This window comes from Flavobacterium sp. LM4, from assembly GCF_002017935.1.
In the GTDB taxonomy this organism is placed as follows: domain Bacteria; phylum Bacteroidota; class Bacteroidia; order Flavobacteriales; family Flavobacteriaceae; genus Flavobacterium; species Flavobacterium chungangense.
In genome coordinates this window covers 87,539-111,154 of the sequence record NZ_MUFW01000003.1, presented here as the reverse complement: position 1 = coordinate 111,154, position 23,616 = coordinate 87,539, and the positions used below count along the sequence as shown (strand labels likewise).

The following is a 23,616-nucleotide window of genomic DNA, read 5'->3' as shown; positions in this document are numbered from 1 at the left end:
AATTATTCAATTGACAAATTATCTCATTATCTAATTCTTTTTCGTAAAATACTCCCAGGTTGCTTTTGTAATATCTGCAATTATTTTCTCTGTATCTTCTTTGCTTTCAGTGATTTCTTTTAAATAAACCGAAAGAATAAAGTGCTTTCCATTTGGAAGTTTCACAATGCCTACATCATTCAGGGCAACTCTGAGATTGTTATCATTTGTTCCTGATATACCTGTTCTGTGTGCCAATTCCGTTCCTTCGGGAAGTCCGGCTTTCATCCAGGTAAGCCCTCTTGATGTTTCTACCATTATTTGGTATAAATATTTGGTTGTATTTTCTTTTAAAACTGCTCCTTTATAAAATTTTTCAAGCAATTCAGTTGTTGCTAAAGGAGTTGAAGTATTTACATAAAGGTTTTCCCAAGATTGCATTTGCTCTTCGTTGACCTTGATAACGAAATCCTTAATTCCTTGTTTATTTATAAATTTTTGTACTGTTTTTGTACCTCCAACTAAATTGATCAATATATCACATCCATTATTATCGCTATGCGAAACAGTATAACGCAGCAATTTATCCAGAGTTAAGTAAATATTCCCTTCTGGAAAATCTTCTCTGATAGGACTCCAGGTATCAGGAAGTAAATCTTTCTTTTTAATAAAAATCTTTTGGTCTAATGAAAGTTTTCCATGATCAACCTGGCTTAAAACTGCTAAAGCAATATGAAATTTAAAAACGCTCATCAACGGAGCTTTTAGTTTTCCATTAATACTCAAAGTATCTTTATCTTCAATATTCTTAATAGAAATCCCAACCGTTGCATTCTTTCCTAAAATAATCTGATCTAATTTTTCACGAAGTTCATTTGTACTTTGGGCAAAAGTGTGAAACGATAAAAAAGAAACCAGAATTGTATAAAAAAGTTTAGTCATCTTATTAATTTTGAATGTGTTAATTTGATAATTAGACAAATGCTCTTCCTTACACTCAATATTTATTTAATTGACAAATTATCTCATTATCTAATTCCTTTGTCTTACAGTACGTTGTTCTATACGTTTTTCAAATTTTTCTCCCTCAAAAATACGCTGTACCATAATTCCCGGAATATGGATTTGGTTTGGATCTAAAGTACCAACCGGAACCAGCTCTTCTACCTCAGCAATGGTAATTTTTGCAGCACCCGCCATGCAGGCGTTGAAATTTCTGGCTGTTCCTTTGAAGATTAAATTTCCTGCTTCATCGCCTTTCCATGCTTTTACAATGGCAAAATCGGCCTTGAAAGCGTGTTCCATAATGTGCATTTTTCCGTTGAATTCTCGAATTTCTTTCCCTTCGGCTACTTCAGTTCCGTAGCCTGCAGGAGTAAAAAAAGCAGGAATTCCGGCCTGAGCAGCACGGCATTTTTCAGCCAAAGTTCCCTGAGGCGTTAATTCAACTTCGAGTTCACCTGAAAGCATCTGACGTTCGAACTCAGCATTTTCTCCAACGTAGGAAGAAATCATTTTTTTGATTTGTCTTTTTTGAAGCAACAAACCTAGACCAAAATCATCAACGCCTGCATTATTAGAGATGCAGATTAAATCAGTAATTGGAGTTTTTACTAAGGATGCAATGGTATTTTCAGGAATTCCGCATAAACCAAATCCTCCAAACATAATGGTCATTCCGGATTCGATACCTGTTATTGCGTCGTGTACACTGTTTACTTTTTTTGTAATCATAACAAACTGTCTTTATTACTGGGTAATTTTGATAAAAATAAGATTTTTAGATTGAATTATAACGATTTCGTAAAAATAAATCTATTGTATATCAAAAAAATATCCTTTTGCATTCATCTTATTTAAGATGGTAACAAAAGGATATTTTTAAATTTAAAAAGCTAAAGCTATAGTTCGAACTCTTCTGTATTTTGTTCTGTCTGAGTAGTATCTTTTACAACGGCAGCAGGTCTGGTGTAACAATCTACTTTGATTGAAAGATTCGCCGGACGCTCAAACTCTGATTTTGAAACCTGAAGTGCAGGATCAGCATAACATTTTTTCATAAAGTAAGCCCAAACCGGCAATGCAGCTGTAGCTCCCTGTCCGTAAGTTAAACTTTTGAATCGTGCCGAACGGTCCTCGCAGCCAACCCAAACTCCTGTAACTAAATTTGGAACCATTCCCATAAACCATCCATCTGACTGATTTTGCGTTGTTCCGGTTTTACCCGCAATAGGGTTCGTAAACATATACGGATAACCTGTCCAACGGTTGTCTCCACTACCCCCTCCTTGCGTACGCAAACGAGCTCCCGAGCCTGTCTCTGTAACACCCTGAAGCAATTTGATCACAGCAAAAGCAATGTCTTTGTTTAAAACGTCGTGTGATTCAGGAATTGGTTCATAAATCACCTCTCCGCTTTTATTCTCAATACGGCTCAAAAACTGAGGTTTCACATATACACCCTGATTCGCAAATGTACTGTATGCGGCAACCATATCTTCAACCGTAATATCAACAGCTCCCAATGCGATAGAAGGCTGTACCGGAATTTCAGTTTTAACGCCTAATTTTCGTGTAAGCTCTACAACAGCCTCAGGACCAGTTCTGTCTATTAATTTTGCAGAAACGGTATTGATGGAACCGGCTAACGCCTGTTTTAAAGTTACCATCCCGCGATAGGTATGGTTTGAGTTTTTTGGTTCCCAGTCCTCTGTTACGTGATGGCGTCCTTTGTGAATCATAAACGGTCCGTCTAAGATTGAATCACAAGGCGACATATTTAATTGTTCAATTGCTGTAGCATAAACAAAAGGCTTAAAAGTAGAACCTACTTGTCTCGCCCCCTGCCCTACGTGATCGTATTGGAAATATTTATAATTAATTCCTCCAACCCATGCTTTGATATTTCCGGTTTGTGGTTCCATTGCCATTAAACCAGATTGTAAAAAGTGCTTGTAATAACGAATGGAATCCATTGGCGTCATAGTCGTATCACGCTCTCCTTTCCAGGTAAAGATTCTCATTTTTGTTTTTACTTTGAATGAAGCAATGATATCATCTTCGCTTTTGTCCATTTCTTTCATCTGGGCCCAACGAACAGAATTTTTCATCGCCTGCATCATGATTCTGTCTGTTTCAGCTTTGGTAATATTTACAAAAGGCGCATTTTTATTGGTTTTCATTTCAATAAAAAACTGCTGTTGCAGATTCTTCATGTGTTCTGCTACAGCTTCTTCTGCATAGCCCTGCATTCTTGAATCGATAGTTGTATATATTTTCAGGCCATCTTTATAAATATCATAATCAGAACCGTCCGTTTTTTTATTTTCTGCCATCCATTTCTTCATGTAATCGCGAAGAAATTCCCGGAAATAAGTTGCCATTCCCTCACGGTGGCTTTCAAGTTTGAATTTTAAAGAAATTGGTAATGCCTTGTATTTTTCTTTTTGAGACTCGGTAATCATCTTTGCTTTCACCATTTGGCCCAGTACTACATCACGACGATTTTTAACACCCTCTGGATTACGAACCGGATTATATAAACCTGAGTTTTTGAACATTCCAACCAAAATGGCCGATTCATCTACTGTTAAGTCTTTGGGATCTTTGGAAAAATAAGTCTGTGCAGCTGAACTTACCCCAACTGAATAATTTCCGAAATCATAAACGTTGCAATACATCGCCAGAATTTCATTTTTGGTATATTGTCTTTCCAGACGGATGGCAATAATCCATTCTTTTATTTTTTGCACTATTCTGAAAGGAAGAAATTTAGATCCTTCTCCATGAAATAATTGTTTTGCCAATTGCTGTGTCAGCGTGCTCGCACCACCATTTGTACCTAACGTAAAAATAGCTCTTAAAGTACCACGCCCGTCAATTCCTGAATGTTCATAAAAACGGGCATCTTCTGTAGCGACCAGAGCTTCTACTAAGTTTTTCGGTAAATCCGAATATTTCAATTGAGACCTGTTTGTTTTAAAATACTTTCCAATAACAACTCCATCTGAAGAGATAATTTCAGTGGCTAAATTAGAATCCGGGTTTTCTAAGTCTTCAAAAGATGGCATAGACCCAAAAATACCCCATGAAGCAAATAAAAAGAAGGCAAGAATACCAACTAATCCATAAGCAAAAAATCTCCAGAATTTTTTTTGATAGTATTTAATATCTTTTATACTATTTGTTTGATTGTTTTTTTTAGTAGCCATAACTATTTTCTAATCTTTTTGTTCTATTCTAAAACCTACATCTGTAATACCTTCTAATTCCTGAACTCCCGGAATTTTTCCTGACTGCCTGACAGCTTGTTTGATATTTACTTTATATTTTCCTCTAAACTTTACATTTTCTTTGTAAAACAATTTACTTTCTTTAATATCCGTAAATCCGTTTCCTAACAGATTACCTTCGGCATCAGCCATATCATATTCTAATGTATCAATTTTTGTAAAGCCATTTGGCATTTCGAGAGAAACAATTAAAAACAGATTTTTAAAAGGATAATTGTTGTTATCTCTCAAATTTACAAACAAATTATATCGTTTTGTAGAGTCTAATACTGGCAAATCGAAGGTTACAATACTGTCTTTGTGCCAGGCACTTCCAACAGATTTGTACTCATCAAATACTCTTTTTTTATCACATGAAAAAAGAAGTACGGCTGCCAAAAGAAGAATTCCGCTATTTTTTATTCTCATTTTTAGTAATAATTATAGGTTTCCTTGGTTCAGCTGGTTTATTATCATTCGATTTGGGTTTATTCGAATGATTGGGTTTATTGTTATTGTTTGATTTATTCTGATTATTGGGTTTATTATTGTTCGGCCTATTATTATTTCCTGCTGCAGGCTTATTATTATTATTTCCCTGTTGAGGTTTGGCAGGAGTCGCTACTATTGCAGGTTCAGCATTCTGCTTGCGTTTGCGGTTTGGCTTTTTCTTCTTTTTAGGCTGGTCAAAACGCGTTAAACTTTCCTGACCCATTGCGTTATTAAAGTCTTTTTCAGGCTCTGAAGTTACTTCAATAGCAAAATCTTCTAATGAAGAAACTTTGTTTTTCTGTTTATTTTCTGCAATAATTTCTTTTACCTGATCAATTTTTAAAACATGCCAGTTTGCAAAATTGTTCGTGTAAGCAAACCACATTAACCCTTTAAAAATATCCTGTTTCTGACAAATAGCATCCCCTTTTTCGGTTACTAATTTAGTATCATAATCCGGAAAATCCTTCAACGCATCCATGTACGTGTCTAATTCATAGTTGAGACAACATTTCAATTTTCCGCATTGTCCGGCTAATTTTTGCGGATTAAGAGACAATTGCTGGTAACGTGCTGCCGATGTGTTGACACTTCTAAAGTCTGTCAGCCAGGTTGAACAGCAAAGTTCACGTCCGCAAGAACCGATTCCGCCCAGGCGTGCCGCTTCCTGACGGAAACCAACCTGTTTCATTTCGACCCTTGTACTGAATTCTTTTGCAAAATCCTTAATCAGCATTCTAAAATCGACACGATCGTTTGCTGTGTAGTAAAATGTTGCCTTTGATCCGTCTCCCTGAAACTCGATATCCGAAATTTTCATTTCCAGTTTGTGCTGAATTGCCAGTTCACGAGCACGAACTTTCATCGGTTCCTCTCGATCACGAGCCACAGACCAAATATCAATATCTTTTTGAGATGCTTTTCTGTAAATTTTAGGAATTTCGTTACTATCAGGATTTACCCCTTTTTTCTTCATTTGAATTTTTACCAATTCGCCTGTCAAAGTAACAATTCCGATATCATGTCCTGGTGAAGCAACAGTTGCTACAATATCACCAATACTTAAAGTTAATTTCTCTGAATTTCTAAAGAATTCCTTGCGTCCGTTTTTAAAACGTACCTCAACACAATCAAAAATTGCCTCTCCATTAGACGGACTCATGTTCGCGAGCCAATCAAAAACCGTTAATTTATTGCAGCTGTCGGTACCGCAAGTCCCATTATTTTTACAACCCTTTGGTGCGCCACCATCAGAGGTTGAACAACTTGTACATGCCATAATTCTATATGTAGTGTTGCAAAAGTGCAACTTAAGTTCATAAACGTTTGATCGGTAAAGATAGTATTTTTTTTAGTTTGCGTTTTATGGATTAAAACTAAAGGGGTGTTAAATATAAAAACCTGATTTAAATGATAGAAAGTAAGTTTTAAAATCTTTTTCCATAATTAAATCAATTTCAAGAATGGCTTTATAAAAAAATCAAAAACTCAGTTTAAATGGTTAGTACATTATCTTACAATTAGATACGAAAAAAAAATAAAAATCAATTCATTTTTGTTAAAAAAAAATAACCAGTATAATTTGCTTTGTTGTAAGGTTCGTAGTATAATTGCAGAAAATTCTCATTAATGGTTTTTAATTTTTATCTCTAAATTTGATTTTATTAAAAAAGAAATCAAAAATGCTTTTTTTATTTGTAGTATATTTCTTAAAAATAAGTGTTGCGAAAAAATATTCTACAATTTAGACCCAATTATAGTAATAGTGGAGACTAGAAACCACTGAAAAAACGGGGAGTAACTGAAAATCCAAAAGAGTAAGAAAATATAAAAAATTATATGAAATTAAAAAAACTACTCCTTATCTTACTGACTACTATTACTTCAACAAATTTTGCACAATCCAATAAGGATGTGATAGATGCAAAATATCGCAGAAGTTCTTTACACACCATTTTAATAGAATCTGAAAATTTCCCAAGAAAAGAAAAAGTTATACAGGCGTATTATAACGCCCCTTTTCCAGATAAATATGACAATCATACTATTGGAGAAAAATCATTTGATTTGAAAAAATACGGAATTGTAAAAGAATCTACAGAAAAAGAAACTATTGCTGCTATAGGACAGTATTTGCAACAAAATAAAATTGCTAACAAATTAGTTGCAAAATGGTTTGACAGAAAAACTGATGGCACATTTGATATTGGATTAATAAGCCAAAGAGGCCTTCTAAATGCATCATTTACTGATATTAAAACTGCTGAAGCATCTGCTGAAGGAAAAGCAATACTGGAATCTGCAGGTTTAGAATTGATCAACAACACCTTTGTTGTGGTATCAAAAATGAAGTTCTACGAAAACGAACCTGTTGCAAGGGTTGCCAGAGAGGTTGCTATACAGACTGCCAACGCAATAACAATATCGCTTTTAAGAAATAAAGCAATTGATGCTGCTGACAAAGCATATGAAAAAGCAAAAGAAGGATATTCTGTTTGGACTACTTCTTATTTATACAAATTAAAATGGGACGATGCTACCAGCAACACTTTTTATCAGGATTTATGGATAGATAAAACGACTCAGGAAAATATTGCACAAAAAAAAGCAGCATTTGATCAATCAGAATTATTTCAACTTGAATTTATAGGATCCGAGAATTCAACTAGTCTTGTAACTTTTTCTTTATCTCAAAAAAGAACCGAAGATCAAATAATTGATTTATCTGTTACTCGAAATATTGACAAAGTATATTCAAAACTTCAAAAAAATTATGATGTTTTCAAAACTAAAGTACCACTATTTACAGGAAACCCAATAACAGCAAAAATAGGATTGAAAGAAGGCCTTGAAGGGGGAGAGAAATTCGAAGTTTTAGAAGCAAACATGGATCCTAAAACAGGAGTTATCGAGTACAAAAAGAAAGGTATTATAAAAGTTGAAAAAAATCAGATATGGGACAACCGATATAATATGGGACTTCCTGTAACAGATGAAAATGGTGCGGAAATTAAATCTATACAATCGACAACTTTCGATGGAGGAAGCAAATATTATCCTGGAATGTTGATTAGACAAATTAATTAATTACAAATATCTTAATATGAACAACCTAAAACTGATTTTGACTTTATTTTTAGTGACAATATTCTACACCAATACTGTTCAATCTCAAAGAAGAGAGAATAAAGACACTCAAGCCTGGCGCTATGAAATTGAAGCTGTACAAACAGGTACTCAGGGAACTTATTTAATTAAGGTTTGGTCTTATTCTAAAAAACCGGAACTAGCTACAGAACAATCCAAGAAAAATGCAATTCACGGTGTAATTTTTAAGGGATTTTCAGGAAAGGCAGGAATTCCTGGCCAAAGTCCATTAGCTAACAATCCGAATTTAGAAGTCGAAAAAGAAGATTTTTTTAAACCTTTTTTTGAAGAAGGTGGTAAATATTTAAAGTTCGTAACCTTATCTAATGCCGGTGCAGTTGCCGCTGAAGACAGAATGAAAATTGGAAAAGAATACAAAATTGGCGTAATCGTTTCTGTAAATGTTGCAGAACTTAGAAAAGATTTAGAAAATGCCGGAGTTATTAAATCTCTTTCTAGTGGTTTCTAAGATTCTGAAAATGAAAAGAAAAGCTGTAATTATTTCCTTTTGTATTTCCATGCCTTTACTTTTTGGATGTAAGCCATTTTCTACGTCTGTAGCAGGAAATTACAATTACAAAACAGAATGTTTAGATAATAAATCAATGGCACAATAGTTCTTAAAGCCTGGAGCAAAGGCGAAAACAAAAATGAAGCTATAAGTCAGGCTAAAAAAAATGCGTTAGAGGCCATATTGTTTCAGGGGATATTAGACGGAAAACCAAATTGCAACACAAAACCGCTGGTGACAGAAGTAAATGCTTACGAAAAAAACAAAGCTTATTTTGATGATTTTTTTTCAGACAAAGGTATTTACCTGAATTTCATTGATGCAGATAAATCAGAAAAAATGCTGTCATTATACCTTCAGCAAATAAAACCACTATTGGAATCGTGATCACGGTTTTACAATCTAATTTAAAAAAAACTGGTTCAGGACCAAATAATTAAATAATCTATACTAATGAAAAGAATTGTTTTAATAGTTGCGCTTTTTATAAATGCAACAATGATGCTTAATGCACAGGCAAAAAAACCAACAATTATGGTGGTACCAAGCGATGTTTGGTGTAATCAAAGAGGTTATATGCTAGAATTTGACAATCAGGGAACTTATGTAAAAGTACCGGATTATAAAACAGCACTTCAGGAAAGTTCAGAACTTATAACTGTAATTAGTAAAATCAATGAGTTGATGGCTGCCAGAGGATTTCCTTTAAAAAACATGGAATCAGCCATAAAATCCTTAGAAAGTGAAGCTGCAGAAAATGCCATGCTAACAAGCAAAACGAGTGGCGCAGGAATTGCTGAAAGTCCGGTTGATAAATTAAAAAAAGTCGCTAAAGCAGACATTATTATGCAGGTAACTTGGAATGTGAACAACATGGGACCTAAACATTCTGTAACATTTACCATTCAGGGACTAGATGCTTATACTGACAAACAAGTTGCAGGAGCTTCAGGAACAGGTAGCGAGTTAATAGGCTCTAATCTTCCGGTTATGTTAGAAACGGCTGTTTTATCGCATATTGATAATTTTAATGTACAATTGATGAGCCACTTTGATGATCTTTTTGCAAATGGAAGAGAGATTACTGTCAGATTGAAAAAATTTGATTCGTTTGCCGGAGATTTTGAAACAGATTACGGCGGAGACGAATTAGGGAATCAAATAGACAATTGGATGAAGAACAATACCGTAAAAGGACGTTTTAGCGCTACTGATGTTACTGAAAACATGATGCTTTTCGAACAAGTCAGAATTCCGCTTTTTGATGCCAACGGAAAAGCAATAGATGCAAGAGGCTGGGCAAAAGGACTTCAGAAATTTTTAAAAGACACTTACAAAATTGAGTCAAAATTGATGACAAAAGGATTAGGACAAGCTTCAATTGTTGTAGGTGAGAAATAAATCATAAACATTTAAAAAAATGAAAAAAATATTTTTAATACTGTTTTTGTTTGCAATAATGATTGCAAAAGCTCAAACGTCCGGCGCATCTCAAGCCGGTTCGCAGATTGAACTTACGGCCTATGTACCGGAACAAGTAGAAGGATTGACTGAAATTGCAAGAAACAATCTCGAAAACAAACTCTCACAAATTGTACTGGCAAATGGTGCAGGAGTTAGTTCTGGTGACTCCAGATTTATCATCACGGCCAATGTAGTGGTTCTAACAAAAGACATTACACCAACTGCACCACCTATGCAGGCGTATACTTTGGGCCTAAATCTATATATTGGTGATGGTATGGAAGGCATTAAATTTTCTTCTTGTTCTTTAACTTTAAAAGGAGTTGGAGAAAATGAAACCAAAGCCTATATGTCGGCCCTGAAAAATATAAAGGTAAATGATCCGCAATATCAAGCTTTTATTAGTAAAGGAAAATCGAAAATTATAGAATATTACAATCTTAAATGTGATTTGATAATTAAAGAGGCGAAGGTATTGGCAAGTCAAAACCAATTTGATTCAGCATTATTTAAATTGTCCACAATTCCCGGAGAATGCAAAGCATGTTATGATAAAAGTGCTCCTGTTGCAAAAACAATCTACAAACAATTCATTGATAATGAATGCAAAATTAGATTAGCTGAGGCAAAAAACAGCTGGAATGGCAGTCAAAACGAATATGGTGCCAGTTCTGCAGGCGAATCCTTAATTCAAATAAGCCCAAATGCCAGTTGCTATAAGGAAGCTCAGGAATTCTCTAATAAAATTGCAGCTAAAATTCTGGCTGATGAAAAAAGAGAATGGAATTTTAGAATGAAGGTCTATCAGGATGAAGTTGCTGCTGAGAAAGCGGCCCTGAAAGCAGAAAGAGATATAGCTGTTGCTTATGCGAAATCAACATCCATAAACTATACTGTTATTGGTTGGTGGTAATTAAAATCATCTTTATTTAGAAATTACAACAAAAAAACACCCAATTTATGAGTGTTTTTTTGATTTAAAGATTTACACACTAAGGTTAGTAAGCCAAAATCTTATATATTTTATCTGACAACCGGATTCTGAACGGAACTTCGAAAGTGACTTTATCGCCAATAGTAGCAGATGAAGTTTCTGCTCCATTTACAATTAACTTTTCTAAAACCAATTCCTGATCCCCTGTTGTGGGACCTGAAATTAAGATTTTATCACCGCTGTTCAATTCGTGGTTTTCAACGGTAAATTGTCCAACTTGTGCTTTTACGTAGTAATGTTCGGCTTTGCCCAGTAATACTTTTTTCACTTTTACCTTTTGACGGATATCAATTGGCTTTTCTGCAGAAGCTAAAGCAGCATCAGGTAACTCTCCTGAATGTTTGAATTTTAAATTCTCTGATTTTCCTTTTCTGAAAACCTTGTTCCCAACCTGTTTTCCTGCTCTTAACCTGACCTGATCTACCAAAGGCATGTTTACCACTTCAAGACATTCTGCAGAACAGCAGTTTTGCATAGCTGCCTTACATTCATCACATTGAATAAACAATAAATGACAGCCGTCGTTCTCGCAATTGGTGTGATTGTCACAAGGTTTTCCGCATTGGTGACATTGTGAGATAATATCATCTGTAATTCTTTCGCCAAGGCGATTATCAAATACAAAGTTTTTCCCGATAAACTTGCTTTCCAAACCTTCTTCTTTAAGCTGTTTAGCATAATTGATGATTCCGCCTTCTAACTGAAAAACATTTTTAAAACCCTGATGTTTAAAATAAGCACTTGCTTTTTCACAACGAATTCCACCTGTGCAGTACATTACGAGGTTTTTATCTTCCTTATGATTTTGAAGCTGTTCGTTGATAATCGGCAGACTCTCTCTGAAAGTCTCCACATCGGGAGTGATAGCGTTTTTAAAATGCCCTACTTCACTTTCGTAATGATTTCTAAAATCAACCACAATTGTATTTGGATCATCAAGAATTTCGTTAAATTCTTTAGCTTTCAGGTGAATACCTATATCGGTTACATCAAATGTTTCGTCGTTTAAACCGTCAGCAACAATTTTATCGCGAACTTTAATAGTCAATTTTAAAAAGGAATGGTCGTCATGTTCTACTGCTTCATTTAAACGGATGCCTTTCATGAAATCGTAAACTTCGAGAGTGGCTCTAAAAGCCTCCAGATTTTCTTCAGGAATACTCATTTGAGCATTTATTCCTTCTGTGGCAACGTAAATTCGGCCTAAAGCATCTAGCTTGTTCCAGGCTATAAATAAATCGTCGCGAAATTTTTTGGGATCTTGAATTTTGGCATACGCATAGAAAGACAACGTTAGTCGTTGTTTACCGGCATGATCGATCATGATGGCTCTTTCTTCTGCGCTTAAGGTGTTGTACAGTTGCATGCTATAAACAGTTTAAGTTTAGAATTATTTTTTGAAAGGTGCAAAGTTAGAAAAAAGCGCTTAAGTTGCAAAGATTCTAAGTTCCTATGTTTTAAAAAGTCGTTGAAAACCTAAAGGTCTTTGAGACTTTGATTTTTAGCCCGGATGGGAGCGGCATCCTTTTGTGCAGGGGTTCGGCACAAAAGATAGAGCGGACAGCCGGAATAGCTTCAAATAAAAAAGACTGCCTAAATAAATAGACAGTCTTCATATAGCTTATTCGTAACTTAATTAACAGAACTCGTTAAACGCGTCTTGCAAATTCTCAGCAATCAATTCTGCCGGACGTCCTTCGATGTGGTGACGCTCTAACATGTGAACCAATTCTCCGTTTTTGAACAAAGCCATAGATGGCGATGATGGAGGAAATGGAAACATATGTTGTCTTGCAGCATCAACCGCTTCTTTGTCAACACCAGCGAAAACCGTAATTAAATGATCTGGTTTTTTAGCACCTTCTAAACTCATTTTTGCTCCCGGACGTGCGTTTCTTGCAGCACAACCACAAACAGAGTTTACAACTACTAAAGTGGTACCTTCAGCTTTGATAGCGTTATCTACGGCGTCAGCACTATGTAAATCTTGAAAACCAGCAGATGTCAATTCAGCTTCCATTGGTTTTACCATTTCTTGTGGATACATATTATTTATCTTTTAAATTTAACTTTTGATTTTGCAAAGTTACAAAGTTTAGTGGCAACAACTTAATTTGAAGTATAAAGTTTTGTTATAGTTCAATTGTTAAAAAGTCGAAAGTTTGAAAGGCATAAAGTTGAAAGTCAAAAGGCATCCTGATATAAGTTCAATCTTGTCATGCTATAGAAATCTAAATTTGTAGCTTACAGACTTTGAGATTCCTATGGAATGACAAAAATTATGTTTAAAATAAATACCGACACAATGCCTTTATAAATGGTATTTTAGGGCATTTTAAAATCACTTTGAGGTCTTCTATTAAATTGGTTTCTTCATCTAAAAACTTAAAAATCAATGCTGGATTATCTTTTTTAAATAAAGATGAAAAAATACGGCTTCCTAATTCGTTATTTCTATACAGAATATCCAAAAGTAATAAATCATAAAACCAGAATTTGCTTTTTTTATGAAACGATGACATTTTAAAATTTTCAGTCTCAAGAAAAGCAATCAATTCAGATGATTTTTTATCTGAATTTTTAAACGTATAACCTGTACTTGCTTTTGTCCAGCCTCCTGCAGTACCAATATTTAATACTCTTTTAGTGTTTTTATTCCAAAATGGAAAACAGGTCATCGGAATGCTGCCTTGTTCTTTTTCGATAATTTCATACTGATCGGCGCCAAAATTCTTAAGATAAATTTGAATTTCCTTTTCATATTCTGCTTTTTCAAGCAGCTTCTCTGAAAACAATGTATATTCGACCAAAGCTTCAGTTTTAGAAGTAGGCAAAACGTACATAAACCTTGTATTTCCTTTTTGTTTTACCGAAAAATCCATAAAAGTTACTTTTTCAGGATTAAAAACTTCGGCTTCTGTTTTCACAAACCAACCTGTAAAATGCTGTTGTAAAACGGGATATTTTTTCTGATTCTGAGTAAAATCCTTAGTATAAATGCTGTTAAATAAGTAATTGGCCGTATATCTGTTTTCTTCTGTACCTACAAAAACATGAGTATCTAGTTCATTGATATCCGTTACTTTTTCAGTCAAAAAAGTGATATTGGAATTATTAGAAATCTCTTTAAAAATAAAATTATAAAAATCTAACCCGTTAATTTTATTGTATTGATAAGGCCTGAGCTCTAAATCTCGCTTGAAATTTTCATTGGCAAACAAAGCCAAATCCCATTTTTTTGAAATAACAGAATCCCACATACTTTCATTCTTATCCCAAAAACACCAGGTTCTGTCGTTTGTTTTTTTTGAATCCTGATCTAACAATAAAATAAGTTTATCCGCGAATTTTCCGGACAAAATCATCTTGTAAACCGTCATCAAAGCAGCCTGACCTGTTCCTGTAAAAATATAATCGAAGTGTTTGATTTCTGAAGAATTCATTCTCAAAAATAGCAATTTTATTCTTCCAATTTTTGTAAAAGAATTTTAAAATCCTTCGGGCTTAAATAACTATTATACTGAAAGATGATTTCATTTTTTTGATTTAAAACACATAAAACCGGATATACAATCTGGTTATTTATCCTTCCCAGCTGTAAAGCCAGTTCATGCACACCCACATTATTTCCTGAAGGTTTATATCTAAACAACTGATTATTAAAAGTTATATCTCTTCTTTCTTCTGCATTCAAATCAATAAAATAAAAATTTGAATTTAATTTTTCAATAATTTCCTGATTTTTGAAAGTCGTCGCTTTCATACGCTGGCAAAACTGACACCAGTCAGTATGGATAAAAACGATTATTTTTCGCTTTTGAATTTGCTGTAAACTATCCATTGCTTCAAATGATCTGTTTTGAAGCTGACTGAATCCTGTTGAGTTGATTCCGAGAAAGAGGAGAATTATAGCTAGCTTTTTCATTTGTTAGTTTTTTAAATCCGATGTCAACCTGAGCGGAGTCGAAGGCTAGTAAATTGGAAAGTGCTTCGACTCCGCTCAGCCGGACAAATGTTTTCCAGACATCTGCATTTACCTGAAAGTATACCGCAACCCAAAAAAACCTCGAATAGTTTGATTCTGCCCATATACATAGGTGGTATCAAAAGGTAAACCATCCGGATTTTTATCAAACGGATCATCAGCACCGGAAATCAAAAACGGGTTATTCTGCATTGGTGTAAAATTTAGCAGATTCTTGATTCCACCGTAAATTTCAAAATCCTTCCAGCCGGAATACGTAAACTGAATATTCTGAATGCTGTACCTGGGCGACTCAGGACTTCTTGGATCGGTTTCGCCCAGCAAAGGCAATTTCATTGGGCTGTATACATTACCTGTATAGTCTATTAACAACTTTAGTGGTTTTACTTTATAGGAAACACTCCAAGTTGCTGTAAAATTCTCTGTCAGAAAAGGCCGTTCCGAAATCACATCCTGTACATTTTTGTTATCTAAAAATGTTGCGCCAAGAATAAATTTTAAGCCCGAAGGAAAATTCAGATCAACATTGGTACTAATTCCCTGACTTAAAGCATAACCATCGATATTGTCGTAAATGATTTTATTGGGATCGGTTTCGTAATCTGAAATGATTTTATTGCTGAAACGAGTATAAAAAGCTGTCGTTTCAATTCCTATAAAAGTTCCATTTCCAAAATTTATCTTCTGAATATAATTTAAATTCACATTTACAGATTTCTCCGGTTTTAAATTATTAGCAATTACAACATCTCTTGAACCTGTAAGTGCAGCGTGATCTTCTGTAAATAAATTTACAACGCGAAATCCGGTTCCGGCATTTAATCTGAAGATGGAGTTTTCATTTGCTTTGAAACGATAAGCAAATCTTGGTGTAAAAATGGAACCATGAATAGAGTTATAATCGTAACGCGCTCCCAACAAAACCTGACTTTTTGGCGAAAACGTAATTTCATCCTGAATAAAAATTCCGGGTAGCCATGTACTTTCGGCATCTTTTGTTCCTGCTGTATTGTCGTCATAATATGTATAGCGATTTGCAATTCCGGCAAGCAAATCATTTTGACCAATCTTTCTATCCCAGGTTAACTGCAAAAAACCAATTTTTTGGTTAGCAATATACGATGTCGTCCCGTAGCGGCTGTCCTGGTAATGTATGTTCCCGGAGAATGAAAGCATCAGTTTTTCTTCAAAAGGCAATTGGTAACTTCCTATTAATTCTCCTCTTTTTGTGTATATGCTTTCACCGTAAATCTCATCACCTCCACGGTATTTCTTCTCCCAGCGTACATCTCCACCCCATCGATCTTCATACATTCCGCGGGCTGCGATAGTAAATAACCGATTATTATTTCGCTGAAAACTCCATTTATTAAAAACCGAAATCCTTTCTGAAAGGGTTACATCTGTAAAATTATCCTTGTCTTTATCTATTATCTGATCATAGTTAAAGTAACTAACCCCTAAAATTGAAGTTGCTTTTTTTCCGGCATTAAACTTCATTCCTAAATCGAGATTACTTTCAAAATAAGTAGTTGTAAAATAGTCTGCAGAAAAAACCGGTGCATTTGTTGGATTTTTAGTGATAATATTAATTAGGCCTCCAACCGCTTCACTTCCATACAGAGAAGAAGCCGGCCCTTTTACAATTTCAATTCGTTCCACCAAAGAATTTGGAATCCCGGATAACCCGTAAACTGTCGATAAACTGCTGACAATGGGCATACCATCAATTAAAACCAATGTATACGGCCCTTCTAATCCGTTAATGTGAATATCTCCTGTATTGCAGACACCACAATTGAGCTGTGGTCGAACACCGTTAATGTTTTGCAGTGCATCATAGATACTTGGAGTTGGATTTTTTTTGAAGAAAACTGAAGAATAAACTTCAACAGGTACAGCACTTTCTAATCGTTTTACCGGTTTTAAAGTTCCGGAAACTACCACTTCATTTAATTGATTATCATTATCAGTCAATTCAAAATTATAGGATTGTACAGCATCTTTAATAACTTGAATTTTCTTTTTCAAGCTCTGAAAACCCATTTGAGAAATTTGAATCGTATAATTTCCAACAGCAACATTTTCGAGCGAATAATATCCTAAACTATCCGTAACTGTTTTTTGTTTTGTACCTAATAAATGAACGTTTGCAGCTTGTATTTTTCTTCCTTCAGCTGAAATAAAACCGGAAACAGAAGTGATTTCCTGTGCATAAGAAAATTGTAAAGTAAACAGAATCAATATTACTATTGAGTTTTTCGTTATCATAAAATTAAATTTAGACAAAACTAAAAATTAAATTTGACAAACAATGATTATAAATCAAAAAAAACAATTCAATTTAAATCAAGATGTTATATTTCTCTTTAAACATAACAATAGCTCAAACAAATGATTCCTCAATAAGTTCTTTGTTAATTGCCGCCCCAGCAAAAGATCCGGACGAAACTGCCAAAGCCACAGAACGCATTTGAGTCGTAGCATCTCCGCTTGCATAAACACCGTAAACAGTTGTCTTTTGCATCAAATCGACTTTTATTAATCCATGATCACTGAGCCCACAGCCTAAAATTTGTGGCAACGAACAATGCTGTTTAAATGCCGGTCTTGCATAAATGTCTTTTACATCAATCTTTTCTCCGTTTTTGAAAACAATATTCGAAATGTATCCGTCATTATGTTCAAAAGACTCTAATTCTTCTTCCAAAATCAAAACAGCATGCTTTTTAAGAATTTGCGTTTGTTCAGAAGTTAATTCTGATTTACCGTTTGTACATAAAATTAAATCTTTAGTCCAGTTCGAAATCAGTTTTGCATATTCAAAACCCATTTCGCCATTGGCAACAATAGCTGTTTTTTGATTTTTGACTTCATAACCATGACAATACGGACAATGTAAAACCGATATCCCCCAACATGCTGCAAAACCTTTAATCTCCGGAAATAAATCTTTAACGCCTGTTGCAAATAATAGCTTTTTAGACGTAAATAGTTCCCCCAATTCTGTTTTTATTTCAAAACCATTTTGTGTTTTAACAACTTCACTGGCAAGTCCATTGTAAAATTGAACTGTCTTGTAAAATTCAACCTGCAATTTAGCTTTCGCCAAAATTTCTGCAGGAGTTTCCCCATCGTGAGTAATAAAATTATGAGAATGTGGTGTTTGCCTATTACAAGGCAAACCACTGTCGATAAGTAAAACCTGACGTAAAGAACGTCCTAAACTCATCGCTGCAGATAAACCGCTGTAACTGCCTCCAATAATAATCACTTCAAAATTCTTTTCCATAAGGGTAATTTTTAATGATTTTGTTTTTTGTGTAATTTATAATTCAATAAATGTCCGATGATCATTCCGATTCCTCCTAAGTAAATTAAGTCAATATGAATTTCAAATATCATTTCACCTAAAATACTAATCCAAATAAGACTCATCGAAACAACCAGAATTGAGGATACTAAAACCGATGATTTTTTTATAATTTTGAAAATAGCAAAAACACCAATTAAAGCAAACAACAAATCAATTACCGGATTATGATTTAGCCCAAAAGGGAGAATAGTTAAAAGTGGAAAAATCAAACAATGCACTAAACAAATAGTAGCTGTTGACAATCCTAAAATATCATAAAAAGGTGTTGCAGTTTTCTTCATTTCACGTACATTTGCTTTAATGCAATTTTGTTGCAAATATATACATAAAAACCAAACTGCAACAATGTTGCGATATTATTTTTTATTCGAAAAAAAATGAAAACAACTAGAAATACCACAGCAAAGACGGCCGTTTTAGAGATTTTTGGGAAATCTAAGACTGCTCTGTCACACACAGAAATTTACAAACAAATTGAAGATGTCTGTGATCGCGTTACTGTTTACAGAATTTTAGACCGTCTGGTTAATGATGATATCGTGCACAAAATAGTTGATCTTGACGGTACTGTAAAATATGCAAAATGTAACCATCATGCACAACGGGTTCACATTCATAATCATGCTCATTTCAGCTGTGAAAAGTGTCTTGAAATAACTTGCCTCGAAAATGTAAAACCAAGTTATATCATACCCCATAATTATAAAGTAAATAATATAAATTTCACTTTATCAGGATTATGCCCTAATTGTTTAAATTCGAACATTTAGTTTTAGACTTGTCTAAAAATTTTGTTGTGCGAATATGATTTTTATATATATTTGTTAAAACAACATTTTTAAAAATGACAAGATCTTTAGACGAAGTAAACCAATCGGTTGCTACAGAGCACAAAAAAACCGGATTCCGTAAAATATTAGCCTTTTTAGGTCCCGCTTATTTGGTAAGCGTTGGATATATGGATCCCGGAAACTGGGCCACAGATATTGCCGGCGGTAGTCAGTTTGGATATTCTTTGCTTTGGGTTTTATTGATGAGCAACTTAATGGCTTTGTTACTTCAAAGTTTAAGTGCAAGACTGGGAATTGTGACTCAGCGTGACCTGGCTCAGGCATCTCGTGAAACGTATTCGAAATTCATCAATTACATATTATACTTTTTAGCCGAAATTGCCATTGCAGCCTGTGATTTAGCAGAAGTTTTGGGAATGGCAATCGGGATTAATTTATTATTTGATATTCCGCTTATTGAAGGGGTTTTGATAACTGTTTTGGATACTTTTCTATTACTGTTTCTAATTAATAAAGGAATCCGAAAAATGGAGGCCTTTATTATAGTTTTAGTTGCTATTATTGGTTTTTCTTTCATCTTTGAAATGATTTTTGCTGAACCGGAGCTTGACAAAGTGATTTACGGACTGGTTCCATCAATGCCAAGTTCAGCAGCTTTATATATCGCAATCGGAATTATTGGTGCAACGGTAATGCCTCACAACTTGTACCTGCACTCTTCATTGGTACAAACCAGAAAATTCGACAGAACACCAGCCGGAATCAAACAGGCTTTGAAATACAACTTTATTGATTCGACAATTGCTTTAAACTTAGCCTTTTTTGTAAATGCAGCCATTCTAATTTTGGCAGCAGCCACATTTTACAAAAACGGAATGTTTGAAGTGGCCGAAATTCAGGATGCACATCAGTTTTTAGAACCTTTACTGGGAACCAAATGGGCCCCAATATTGTTTGCTGTTGCCTTGATTGCCGCTGGACAAAGTTCAACTGTAACCGGAACCTTAGCCGGACAGATTGTGATGGAAGGTTATTTGAATTTAAGGATTCAGCCCTGGGTTCGTCGAATCATAACACGGTTGATTGCGATTGTTCCCGCTGTTGTTGTGATTCTAATTTACGGAGAAAGCGTAACCGGAAAATTATTGATCTTAAGTCAGGTTATTTTGAGTCTACAATTAGGGTTTGCGATTATTCCATTAATACACTTTGTGAGCGATAAAACTAAAATGAAAGGTTTTCATATTTCAAAAACTACTCAAATTGCTGCCTGGATTATTGCTTCTATCATCGTTTCCCTAAATGCCAAATTAGTTTATGACGAAATCACTTCCTGGCTAGAAAACTCCAGTAACCCAGCGATTCTCTGGTTTACGGTTGTCCCTTTAGCATTTGGATTTCTCGGACTTTTACTTTATATCGTTTTTAAACCTTTTATTGCAAGAGCAAAATCAAATATTGAAAATCATTCACCTCATCATTTAAAATTACAATACACTCCAAAAGAAACTTATACTAAGAAAAATATAGCCATCTCCGTCGATTTTTCAAAAGCTGATGAAGCCGCACTAAACAACGCTTTCGAGCTGGGCGGAATCGATGCACAATATACCATAATTCATATTGTTGAAACTGTTGGTGCCTTAATGTATGGCGGCAATGTTGATGATCACGAAACAACAATAGACGAAAAATTATTATTAGAATATAAAGAGCTGCTTTCGAATAAAGGCTTCAAAATAGAAACTGCACTTGGTTTTGGAAAACCTGACAGCGTGATTCCGAAGATAATCAATCAGGGCAATTTTGATATTTTAGTAATGGGAACGCACGGTCACACAGGATTAAAAGATATTCTTTTTGGCACAACAGTAGACAAATTGAGACATAAAATTTCAATACCTTTGTTGATTGTTAAATAAAAAAGGTGCTGAGGCCCTAAGTTGCTAAGGTTTTTCTTTGAATGCTTTTAAACTTAGAACCTTAGTATCTCAGAACCTTAGAACCTCAAAAGAAATGACTTTCTCAGAAGAAAACTACCTTAAAGCGATCTACCATCTTACGGCTTCATTAGAAACTGAAGTCAGCACTAATGCCATAGCCGAAATGATGGAAACCAAAGCATCATCGGTTACTGATATGCTTAAAAAACTGTCCGAAAAGGATTTGGTGAATTATAAAAAATACCAGGGAGTTTCATTGACTGAGAACGGAAAACTATCTGCAAAAATGATTGTTAGAAAACATCGTTTGTGGGAAGTTTTTTTAGTAGAAAAATTAAATTTCAGCTGGGATGAAGTGCATGATATTGCTGAACAGCTTGAACACATCAAATCAGAACAACTAATCAACCGTTTGGATGATTTTCTGGGAAATCCAACAGAGGATCCGCATGGAGACCCCATTCCGGATGCTAACGGACGAATCATTAAAATTGAAAAACACTTACTTTCAGAATTGGCAGAAAAACAAATTGGTGTTTGTGTAGGTGTAAAAGATACTTCGTCTGAGTTTTTAAAATATCTGGATAAACAAGGAATAGCTTTGGGATCTAAAATTATGTTTCAGTCGAAAGAAGCTTTTGATTTATCGGTAAAAATCAAAGTGGATGAAAGAGAATTATCTATTTCAAACAAAATTGCTTCTAATTTATTTGTGAAACTGATCTAAGTTCAACATACTATTTAAAAAAGCCCAAAAAGAAAATTTAGTCTTTTTGGGCTTTTGCAATTTAGTCTTTCAAACTATATAATATCTTTTGAAAATCGATTTTAAACGTATCTTTCTTTTCTTTAGAAGTCCATGACAACACTTTATAAAATGCTTTTTTAGTTTCGACAATCCCAATCAGATAATAAATCTCCATATTGGCATCTTTATCAAAATAAGTAGCATCTGACTCTATAAAATTATTTTCCCCTATTTTTTTAGAAACAGATTTAGAAATCTCTTTCTTGTCTTCATCCGTTAAAAAATCTTTCATAAAATCGTCGTAAAAATCATTTATAGAATTGTAATTTAATTCTAAATACCCTAATTCTTCTTTAGTATCATATATGACAAATCCGTAAACTTCCTTAACCTCGCTTTTATACTGAATAGCCGAAGATGTATTTATTCCTGCCGTTTTATTCATATAATCCGGTAGACTAATATTAAAAACATGTCCGGCTTTATATTCTTTCATTTTAGTCTGAGCAGTAACGCCAGTACCTATAAAAGCCAAAGCAATTATAATAATGATAATTTTTTTGTTCATTGGTTAAATTTTAATTATTGGATTTCTTAAACTTAAATTTTAGTTATAAGCTCTGTTAAACAATACCTTTCTCAATCATTTCCAACATAACCGGCGACGCATTTTTGAAAGTCGGCGGCTGTTCGATAATGCTTCCGGCATTTTTTTTATTCACTTTGAAAGTCAAATCATTTTCTATTGTGAATAAAAGTGCTGTCAAAAATGGATTTTTGATATAAGTGCCTAAAACCAACAAAGCTTCATCGAGAGTATGGATACTTTCCATTTCTTCAGTTTTATAGCGAAAAGTTAACGAAATTGAGAAGGTCTCATCTTCATTTAAAACCAATCTGAAATAAATATTTTTCAGTTCTGTATCGCCAATGGTTTTAGCTAACGTAAGTTTGGCAAAGGTACCGCTTTGAATGCTTTCTTTCACGCGTTCACAAAAAAGAGCAAATATAGGTTCGTATGACATTTTTTAATGTTTTAGTTGCTAAGGTTTCAAGATTCAAAGTGTGTTTTTTAATTACTTTGTGTACCTGTATAAAATCTCTATACAACTTTGTGGTATAATTTTATTTTCCTGTAAACTGCGCTTTTCGTTTTTCTAAAAATGCCGTTGTTCCTTCTTTAAAATCCTGAGTTCCGAAACATTTTCCGAATGATTTTATTTCTGTCTCGAAACCATCTTTTCCATCTTTATAATTTGCATTGATGGCTTTTATTGCTTTATTGATTGCAAACGGGGCATTTTTGATGATTTTTTGGGCAATTACATTTGTAAATGATAAAAGTTCTGCCTGAGGAACAACATGATTTACTAATCCGTATTGTTTTGCTTCATCGGCAGAAATCATGCCTGCCGTCATAATCATTTCCATCGCTCGTCCTTTGCCAATTAATTGCGGTAAACGTTGTGTTCCTCCATAACCCGGAATTAATCCTAAAGAAGCTTCCGGCAAACCCATTTTGGCATTGTCAGAAGCTATTCTGAAATGACAGGCCATTGCCAGTTCTAATCCGCCACCCAATGCAAAACCATTTATAGCTGCAATGACTGGTTTCTTTAGATTTTCGATATAATCAAAAAGCGATTCGTGTCCTTCAGCGGCTAATTGTGTTCCTTCGATAATAGTATAATTTGCAAATTCTGAAATATCGGCTCCGGCTACAAATGCTTTTTCGCCACTTCCGGTAATAATAATTACACGAACTTCTTCATTTTTACCCAATAACTTTACCGCTTTACTCAAATCACTAATGGTCGCTTTATTTAAAGCATTTAGTTTTGCAGGTCTGTTGATTGTTACGGTTGCAATTTTTTCTTCAATGGCTATTAAAAGATTTTCGTAGTTCATGACGCTG

Annotated in this window: 23 protein-coding genes; 8 read left to right on the top strand and 15 right to left on the bottom strand. The window is 34.3% G+C overall.

Annotation, left to right across the window (positions count from 1 at the left end; all coding sequences use genetic code 11):
- Positions 1 to 30: 30 nt before the first annotated feature.
- From bla to BXU10_RS17920, 5 genes are all read right to left on the bottom strand, one after another.
- Complete coding sequence (gene bla, locus BXU10_RS17940) at positions 31 to 921, bottom strand: class A beta-lactamase, subclass A2 (RefSeq protein WP_078228932.1); 891 nt, start codon at positions 919 to 921, stop codon at positions 31 to 33.
- A gap of 90 nt (positions 922 to 1,011) precedes the next feature.
- Positions 1,012 to 1,713, bottom strand: a complete 702-nt coding sequence (locus BXU10_RS17935) for a CoA transferase subunit A (protein ID WP_078228931.1) — start codon at positions 1,711 to 1,713, stop codon at positions 1,012 to 1,014.
- 167 nt (positions 1,714 to 1,880) lie between these two features.
- Positions 1,881 to 4,190: a penicillin-binding protein 1A gene (locus tag BXU10_RS17930; protein ID WP_078228930.1), complete on the bottom strand. Its 2,310-nt coding sequence runs from the start codon at positions 4,188 to 4,190 to the stop codon at positions 1,881 to 1,883.
- A gap of 9 nt (positions 4,191 to 4,199) precedes the next feature.
- Positions 4,200 to 4,679 carry a gliding motility lipoprotein GldH gene (locus BXU10_RS17925; protein WP_078228929.1) on the bottom strand — a complete coding sequence of 160 codons (480 nt, stop codon included), beginning with the start codon at positions 4,677 to 4,679 and terminating at the stop codon, positions 4,200 to 4,202.
- The gene (locus tag BXU10_RS17920; protein ID WP_078228928.1) at positions 4,663 to 6,021 is read right to left on the bottom strand and encodes a regulatory iron-sulfur-containing complex subunit RicT; all 1,359 of its coding nucleotides are present in this window, start codon (positions 6,019 to 6,021) and stop codon (positions 4,663 to 4,665) included. Before BXU10_RS17920 ends, BXU10_RS17925 begins: the two co-directional genes overlap by 17 nt.
- 560 nt (positions 6,022 to 6,581) lie before the next feature.
- Here BXU10_RS17920 and BXU10_RS17915 point away from each other — a divergent pair.
- The 5 genes from BXU10_RS17915 to BXU10_RS17895 all read left to right on the top strand — a co-directional run bounded on the left by BXU10_RS17915 (position 6,582) and on the right by BXU10_RS17895 (position 10,777).
- Complete coding sequence (locus tag BXU10_RS17915; RefSeq protein WP_078228927.1) at positions 6,582 to 7,829, top strand: hypothetical protein; 1,248 nt, start codon at positions 6,582 to 6,584, stop codon at positions 7,827 to 7,829.
- A gap of 16 nt (positions 7,830 to 7,845) precedes the next feature.
- Positions 7,846 to 8,358, top strand: a complete 513-nt coding sequence (locus BXU10_RS17910; RefSeq protein WP_078228926.1) for a hypothetical protein — start codon at positions 7,846 to 7,848, stop codon at positions 8,356 to 8,358.
- A gap of 276 nt (positions 8,359 to 8,634) precedes the next feature.
- Positions 8,635 to 8,787 carry a hypothetical protein gene (locus BXU10_RS25055; RefSeq protein WP_189328108.1) on the top strand — a complete coding sequence of 51 codons (153 nt, stop codon included), beginning with the start codon at positions 8,635 to 8,637 and terminating at the stop codon, positions 8,785 to 8,787.
- Positions 8,788 to 8,853: 66 nt separating this feature from the next.
- Positions 8,854 to 9,801 (top strand): DUF6175 family protein, encoded by a 948-nt coding sequence (locus BXU10_RS17900; RefSeq protein ID WP_078228924.1) that lies wholly within the window; start codon positions 8,854 to 8,856, stop codon positions 9,799 to 9,801.
- A gap of 19 nt (positions 9,802 to 9,820) precedes the next feature.
- Positions 9,821 to 10,777 (top strand): hypothetical protein, encoded by a 957-nt coding sequence (locus BXU10_RS17895; protein ID WP_123922046.1) that lies wholly within the window; start codon positions 9,821 to 9,823, stop codon positions 10,775 to 10,777.
- Between the two features lie 85 nt (positions 10,778 to 10,862).
- Here BXU10_RS17895 and BXU10_RS17890 read toward each other — a convergent pair whose 3' ends face one another.
- The 7 genes from BXU10_RS17890 to BXU10_RS17860 all read right to left on the bottom strand — a co-directional run bounded on the left by BXU10_RS17890 (position 10,863) and on the right by BXU10_RS17860 (position 18,500).
- Positions 10,863 to 12,224, bottom strand: a complete 1,362-nt coding sequence (locus BXU10_RS17890) for a rhodanese-related sulfurtransferase (protein ID WP_078228922.1) — start codon at positions 12,222 to 12,224, stop codon at positions 10,863 to 10,865.
- 270 nt (positions 12,225 to 12,494) lie between these two features.
- On the bottom strand, positions 12,495 to 12,905 hold the full coding sequence (locus BXU10_RS17885) for a BrxA/BrxB family bacilliredoxin (RefSeq protein ID WP_031456700.1): 411 nt from the start codon (positions 12,903 to 12,905) through the stop codon (positions 12,495 to 12,497).
- Between the two features lie 238 nt (positions 12,906 to 13,143).
- The gene (locus BXU10_RS17880; protein WP_078228921.1) at positions 13,144 to 14,301 is read right to left on the bottom strand and encodes a lycopene cyclase family protein; all 1,158 of its coding nucleotides are present in this window, start codon (positions 14,299 to 14,301) and stop codon (positions 13,144 to 13,146) included.
- Between the two features lie 17 nt (positions 14,302 to 14,318).
- A complete protein-coding gene (locus BXU10_RS17875) occupies positions 14,319 to 14,783 on the bottom strand; it encodes a thioredoxin family protein (RefSeq protein WP_031456702.1) in 465 nt (154 codons plus the stop codon).
- Positions 14,784 to 14,891: 108 nt separating this feature from the next.
- The gene (locus BXU10_RS17870; RefSeq protein WP_078228920.1) at positions 14,892 to 17,114 is read right to left on the bottom strand and encodes a TonB-dependent receptor; all 2,223 of its coding nucleotides are present in this window, start codon (positions 17,112 to 17,114) and stop codon (positions 14,892 to 14,894) included.
- A gap of 115 nt (positions 17,115 to 17,229) precedes the next feature.
- Entirely contained in the window at positions 17,230 to 18,135 is a 906-nt protein-coding gene (locus BXU10_RS17865; protein ID WP_078228919.1) for an NAD(P)/FAD-dependent oxidoreductase, read from the bottom strand.
- Positions 18,136 to 18,146: 11 nt separating this feature from the next.
- Positions 18,147 to 18,500 carry a MerC domain-containing protein gene (locus tag BXU10_RS17860; protein WP_031456705.1) on the bottom strand — a complete coding sequence of 118 codons (354 nt, stop codon included), beginning with the start codon at positions 18,498 to 18,500 and terminating at the stop codon, positions 18,147 to 18,149.
- 96 nt (positions 18,501 to 18,596) lie between these two features.
- On the opposite strand from BXU10_RS17860, the gene BXU10_RS17855 reads away from it, so the two are divergent.
- The 3 genes from BXU10_RS17855 to BXU10_RS17845 all read left to right on the top strand — a co-directional run bounded on the left by BXU10_RS17855 (position 18,597) and on the right by BXU10_RS17845 (position 21,680).
- Positions 18,597 to 18,989, top strand: coding sequence for a Fur family transcriptional regulator (locus tag BXU10_RS17855; protein ID WP_078228918.1), 393 nt, complete (start codon positions 18,597 to 18,599; stop codon positions 18,987 to 18,989).
- Between the two features lie 74 nt (positions 18,990 to 19,063).
- On the top strand, positions 19,064 to 20,932 hold the full coding sequence (locus BXU10_RS17850) for an Nramp family divalent metal transporter (RefSeq protein ID WP_078228917.1): 1,869 nt from the start codon (positions 19,064 to 19,066) through the stop codon (positions 20,930 to 20,932).
- 94 nt (positions 20,933 to 21,026) lie between these two features.
- A complete protein-coding gene (locus BXU10_RS17845; protein ID WP_031456708.1) occupies positions 21,027 to 21,680 on the top strand; it encodes a metal-dependent transcriptional regulator in 654 nt (217 codons plus the stop codon).
- A gap of 61 nt (positions 21,681 to 21,741) precedes the next feature.
- On the opposite strand, the gene BXU10_RS17840 is transcribed toward BXU10_RS17845, so the two are convergent.
- The 3 genes from BXU10_RS17840 to BXU10_RS17830 form a co-directional block, all read right to left on the bottom strand.
- Complete coding sequence (locus BXU10_RS17840) at positions 21,742 to 22,269, bottom strand: hypothetical protein (protein WP_078228916.1); 528 nt, start codon at positions 22,267 to 22,269, stop codon at positions 21,742 to 21,744.
- Between the two features lie 55 nt (positions 22,270 to 22,324).
- Positions 22,325 to 22,726, bottom strand: coding sequence for a hypothetical protein (locus tag BXU10_RS17835; RefSeq protein ID WP_078228915.1), 402 nt, complete (start codon positions 22,724 to 22,726; stop codon positions 22,325 to 22,327).
- A 100-nt stretch (positions 22,727 to 22,826) separates the two neighbouring features.
- Entirely contained in the window at positions 22,827 to 23,609 is a 783-nt protein-coding gene (locus BXU10_RS17830; RefSeq protein ID WP_078228914.1) for an enoyl-CoA hydratase/isomerase family protein, read from the bottom strand.
- Between the last annotated feature and the right edge of the window lie 7 nt (positions 23,610 to 23,616).

Coding starts and splice junctions, on each gene's coding strand:
- BXU10_RS17835 (WP_078228915.1), bottom strand. CDS start 22,726: ATGTCATACGAACCTATATTTGCTCTTTTTTGTGAACGCGTGAAAGAA.
- BXU10_RS17860 (WP_031456705.1), bottom strand. CDS start 18,500: ATGAAGAAAACTGCAACACCTTTTTATGATATTTTAGGATTGTCAACA.
- BXU10_RS17855 (WP_078228918.1), top strand. CDS start 18,597: ATGAAAACAACTAGAAATACCACAGCAAAGACGGCCGTTTTAGAGATT.
- BXU10_RS17915 (WP_078228927.1), top strand. CDS start 6,582: ATGAAATTAAAAAAACTACTCCTTATCTTACTGACTACTATTACTTCA.
- BXU10_RS17880 (WP_078228921.1), bottom strand. CDS start 14,301: ATGAATTCTTCAGAAATCAAACACTTCGATTATATTTTTACAGGAACA.
- BXU10_RS17895 (WP_123922046.1), top strand. CDS start 9,821: ATGAAAAAAATATTTTTAATACTGTTTTTGTTTGCAATAATGATTGCA.
- BXU10_RS17840 (WP_078228916.1), bottom strand. CDS start 22,269: ATGAACAAAAAAATTATCATTATTATAATTGCTTTGGCTTTTATAGGT.
- BXU10_RS17920 (WP_078228928.1), bottom strand. CDS start 6,021: ATGGCATGTACAAGTTGTTCAACCTCTGATGGTGGCGCACCAAAGGGT.
- BXU10_RS17875 (WP_031456702.1), bottom strand. CDS start 14,783: ATGAAAAAGCTAGCTATAATTCTCCTCTTTCTCGGAATCAACTCAACA.
- BXU10_RS17885 (WP_031456700.1), bottom strand. CDS start 12,905: ATGTATCCACAAGAAATGGTAAAACCAATGGAAGCTGAATTGACATCT.
- BXU10_RS17850 (WP_078228917.1), top strand. CDS start 19,064: ATGACAAGATCTTTAGACGAAGTAAACCAATCGGTTGCTACAGAGCAC.
- BXU10_RS17925 (WP_078228929.1), bottom strand. CDS start 4,679: ATGAGAATAAAAAATAGCGGAATTCTTCTTTTGGCAGCCGTACTTCTT.
- BXU10_RS17870 (WP_078228920.1), bottom strand. CDS start 17,114: ATGATAACGAAAAACTCAATAGTAATATTGATTCTGTTTACTTTACAA.
- BXU10_RS17890 (WP_078228922.1), bottom strand. CDS start 12,224: ATGCAACTGTACAACACCTTAAGCGCAGAAGAAAGAGCCATCATGATC.
- BXU10_RS17910 (WP_078228926.1), top strand. CDS start 7,846: ATGAACAACCTAAAACTGATTTTGACTTTATTTTTAGTGACAATATTC.
- BXU10_RS17900 (WP_078228924.1), top strand. CDS start 8,854: ATGAAAAGAATTGTTTTAATAGTTGCGCTTTTTATAAATGCAACAATG.
- BXU10_RS17845 (WP_031456708.1), top strand. CDS start 21,027: ATGACTTTCTCAGAAGAAAACTACCTTAAAGCGATCTACCATCTTACG.
- BXU10_RS17935 (WP_078228931.1), bottom strand. CDS start 1,713: ATGATTACAAAAAAAGTAAACAGTGTACACGACGCAATAACAGGTATC.
- BXU10_RS17830 (WP_078228914.1), bottom strand. CDS start 23,609: ATGAACTACGAAAATCTTTTAATAGCCATTGAAGAAAAAATTGCAACC.
- BXU10_RS17930 (WP_078228930.1), bottom strand. CDS start 4,190: ATGGCTACTAAAAAAAACAATCAAACAAATAGTATAAAAGATATTAAA.
- bla (WP_078228932.1), bottom strand. CDS start 921: ATGACTAAACTTTTTTATACAATTCTGGTTTCTTTTTTATCGTTTCAC.
- BXU10_RS17865 (WP_078228919.1), bottom strand. CDS start 18,135: ATGGAAAAGAATTTTGAAGTGATTATTATTGGAGGCAGTTACAGCGGT.